We start from the raw sequence: 3,311 nt of genomic DNA, 5'->3' as shown, positions 1-3,311 counted from the left end.
GGGGACGGGCCGGGCGACGGGGAGGCGGTGCGGGAGCGGGCCGCTGCGGCCGCGCTCGCCGCCGCGCGGGCGCTGCACCAGGAGGACGCCGAGGGCAGTGCCAAGATGGCCGCGCACGGGCTGCAGCTGCTCGACGAGTTGCTGACCGGCGGCAATCACCGGATCCTGACGCACTGCAACACCGGGGCGTTGGTCTCCGGCGGGGAGGGCACCGCGTTCGCGGTGGCGCTCGCCGCGCACCGGGCGGGGCGGCTGCGTCGCCTGTGGGTGGACGAGACGCGTCCGCTGCTGCAGGGGGCACGCCTGACCGCGTACGAGGCCGCACGCAACGGAATGGCGTACACCTTGCTCACGGACAGCGCGGCAGGGTCGCTGTTCGCCGCCGGCGAGGTGGATGCCGTGCTCATCGGGGCGGACCGCATCGCCGCCGACGGTTCGGTGGCCAACAAGGTGGGGAGCTATCCGCTCGCCGTGTTGGCGCGATATCACCATGTGCCGTTCATCGTGGTGGCGCCGGTGACGACCGTGGACCTGGAGACTGCCGACGGCGCGTCCATCGAAGTGGAGCAGCGGGCCGGACATGAAGTGACGGAGGTCACGGCGCCGCAGTCGCCGCTGGCCGGAGTGGAGGCAGGAGGCGGGATCCCGGTGGCACCGCTGGGAACGCAGGCGTACAACCCTGCGTTCGACGTGACACCACCGGAATTGGTGACGGCAATCGTCACGGAGTGGGGCGTGGTGGCGCCTGTGACAGCTGAGGGCCTGGGTGAGCTGTGTGCCAGGTCACGCCAGGTATCGAGTAGCTAATGGGATGATGTGGTCCATGAAGGGACGAGTCCTTGTCGTCGACGACGACACCGCACTGGCCGAGATGCTCGGCATTGTGCTGCGTGGTGAAGGTTTTGAGCCGTCGTTCGTAGCTGACGGCGACAAGGCGCTGGCCGCTTTCCGTGAGACCAAGCCCGATCTGGTTCTCCTCGACCTGATGCTGCCCGGTAGGGACGGCATCGAGGTGTGCCGCCTGATCAGGGCGGAGTCCGGGGTTCCGATCGTGATGCTCACGGCGAAGAGCGACACCGTCGATGTGGTGGTGGGCCTCGAGTCCGGGGCCGACGACTACATCGTGAAGCCGTTCAAGCCGAAGGAGCTCGTGGCCCGTATCCGGGCGCGGCTGCGGAGGTCGGAGGAGCCCGCCCCCGAGCAGCTGGCCATAGGTGACCTGGTCATCGATGTGGCCGGGCACTCGGTGAAGCGGGACGGGCAGTCGATCGCGCTGACGCCGCTGGAGTTCGACCTGCTGGTCGCACTCGCACGCAAGCCGTGGCAGGTGTTCACGCGTGAGGTGCTCCTGGAGCAGGTCTGGGGCTACCGGCACGCGGCGGACACCCGTCTGGTCAACGTGCACGTGCAGCGGCTGCGTTCGAAGGTCGAGAAGGATCCCGAGCGGCCGGAGATCGTGGTGACCGTCCGTGGCGTCGGTTACAAGGCCGGACCGAGCTGACGTGTCCCGGGACAGTGCCGCTTCGGCGCCCGGGAAGCCGGGGTCTCGCTCGGAGCGGCCTGTGGGACAGGCGGCCGGGCCCTCTGCCGCGGGCAGGGGGCCCTGGCTGCGCCGGGTCATGGACGGCGGGCTGCTGCTCCAGGGCGGGATGAACGGCAGCCCGGTGCTGCGTCTGTTCACGCGCTGGGTGCGGCGTCCGCTGCTGCCGGCGATGCGGTTGTGGCGGCGCAACATCCAGCTGAAGGTCGTCGTCACGACCCTGCTGATGTCACTCGGTGTCGTGCTCCTGCTCGGCATCGTCGTCATCGGCTCCGTGCGCAACGGACTGCTGGACGCCAAGGTGAAGGCGTCGCAGAGCCAGGCCGAGGGCGGGTTCCGCGCGGCCAAGGACAAGGCGGACTCGGCGGCCGCCGGAATGCGTGACGGCGACTCCGGGGACAGCCGCACCACCCGGAACTCCAACCTCTGGATGAGCGACCTCGCCACCCAGCTCTCCAGCGGCGGCAAGGGCGCCTTCGACGTCGTGACGCGCAGCCCCAGCGACGTCGACAACGGCAACGGACGGGGATCGCGCGCCTCCGGCGGCGTGGTGCCTGACCGCAGCGTCCCCGACGACCTGCGCGCGCGGGTCGACCGGATGACCGGCGCCTCGCAGGAGTACGCGCGGATCGTCTACGACGACGGCAAGGAGTCGCAGCCCGGCCTGGTCATCGGCAAGCGGCTCAGCGACCCGCAGGGCGACGCCTACCAGCTGTACTACCTCTTCCCGCTGACCCAGGAGGAGAAGTCGCTGAGCCTGGTCAAGGGGACCCTCGCGACGGCAGGCCTCTTCGTGGTCGTGCTGCTCGGGGCCATCGCCTGGCTCGTCGTACGGCAGGTCGTCACGCCGGTGCGGATGGCGGCCGGGGTGGCCGAGCGGCTCTCCGCGGGCCGCCTCCAGGAACGTATGAAGGTGACCGGCGAGGACGACATCGCGCGCCTGGGCGAAGCCTTCAACAAGATGGCGCAGAACCTGCATCTGAAGATCCAGCAGCTGGAGGACCTGTCGCGGATGCAGCGGCGGTTCGTGTCGGACGTGAGCCACGAGCTGAGGACGCCGCTGACGACCGTACGGATGGCCGCCGACGTCATCCATGAGGCGCGGGTCGACTTCGACCCCGTCACCGCGCGGTCCGCGGAGCTGCTCGCCGACCAGCTGGACCGGTTCGAGTCGCTGCTGGCCGATCTGCTGGAGATCAGCCGGTTCGACGCCGGCGCCGCCGCGCTGGAGGCCGAGCCGATAGACCTGCGGGAGGTCGTACGCCGTGTCGTCGGCGGCGCCGAACCGCTGGCCGAACGCAAGGGCACACGCGTGCGGATCGTCGGCGACGAGCAGCCGGTGATCGCCGAGGCGGACGCGCGCCGTGTCGAGCGCGTCCTGCGCAACCTCGTGGTGAACGCGGTGGAGCACGGTGACGGCAAGGACGTCGTGGTGCGGCTCGCGGCCGCGGGCGGCGCCGTGGCCGTGGCGGTGCGCGACTACGGGGTCGGGCTCAAGCCGGGTGAGGCGACCCGGGTGTTCAGCCGTTTCTGGCGCGCTGATCCGGCACGCGCGCGTACCACCGGCGGTACGGGCCTCGGCCTGTCCATCGCCCTGGAGGACGCGCGGCTGCACGGCGGCTGGCTGCAGGCGTGGGGTGAGCCCGGCGGTGGTTCGCAGTTCCGGCTCACGCTGCCGCGGACGGCGGACGAGCCGCTGCGCGGTTCGCCGATACCCCTGGAGCCGGAGGACTCGCGGCGCGGCCGCGGGGAGCAGGGCGCCGGGCAGCCG

At 71.0% G+C, this 3,311-nt stretch carries 3 protein-coding genes; all 3 read left to right on the top strand.

The window, feature by feature from the left end; genetic code table 11:
* On the top strand, positions 1 to 807 hold an 807-nt coding region (locus tag G3I40_RS23735; RefSeq protein ID WP_164304145.1), incomplete at its 5' end, for a s-methyl-5-thioribose-1-phosphate isomerase.
* A 4-nt stretch (positions 808 to 811) separates the two neighbouring features.
* Complete coding sequence (gene mtrA, locus G3I40_RS23730; RefSeq protein WP_199836122.1) at positions 812 to 1,501, top strand: two-component system response regulator MtrA; 690 nt, start codon at positions 812 to 814, stop codon at positions 1,499 to 1,501.
* A gap of 1 nt (position 1,502) precedes the next feature.
* Positions 1,503 to 3,311: MtrAB system histidine kinase MtrB (gene mtrB / locus G3I40_RS23725; RefSeq protein WP_164304144.1), on the top strand; the 1,809-nt coding region annotated here is incomplete at its 3' end.

This window comes from Streptomyces sp. SID14478 (assembly GCF_010548525.1).
Classification (GTDB): domain Bacteria; phylum Actinomycetota; class Actinomycetes; order Streptomycetales; family Streptomycetaceae; genus Streptomyces.
This window is presented reverse-complemented; position numbering and strand designations above follow the sequence as displayed.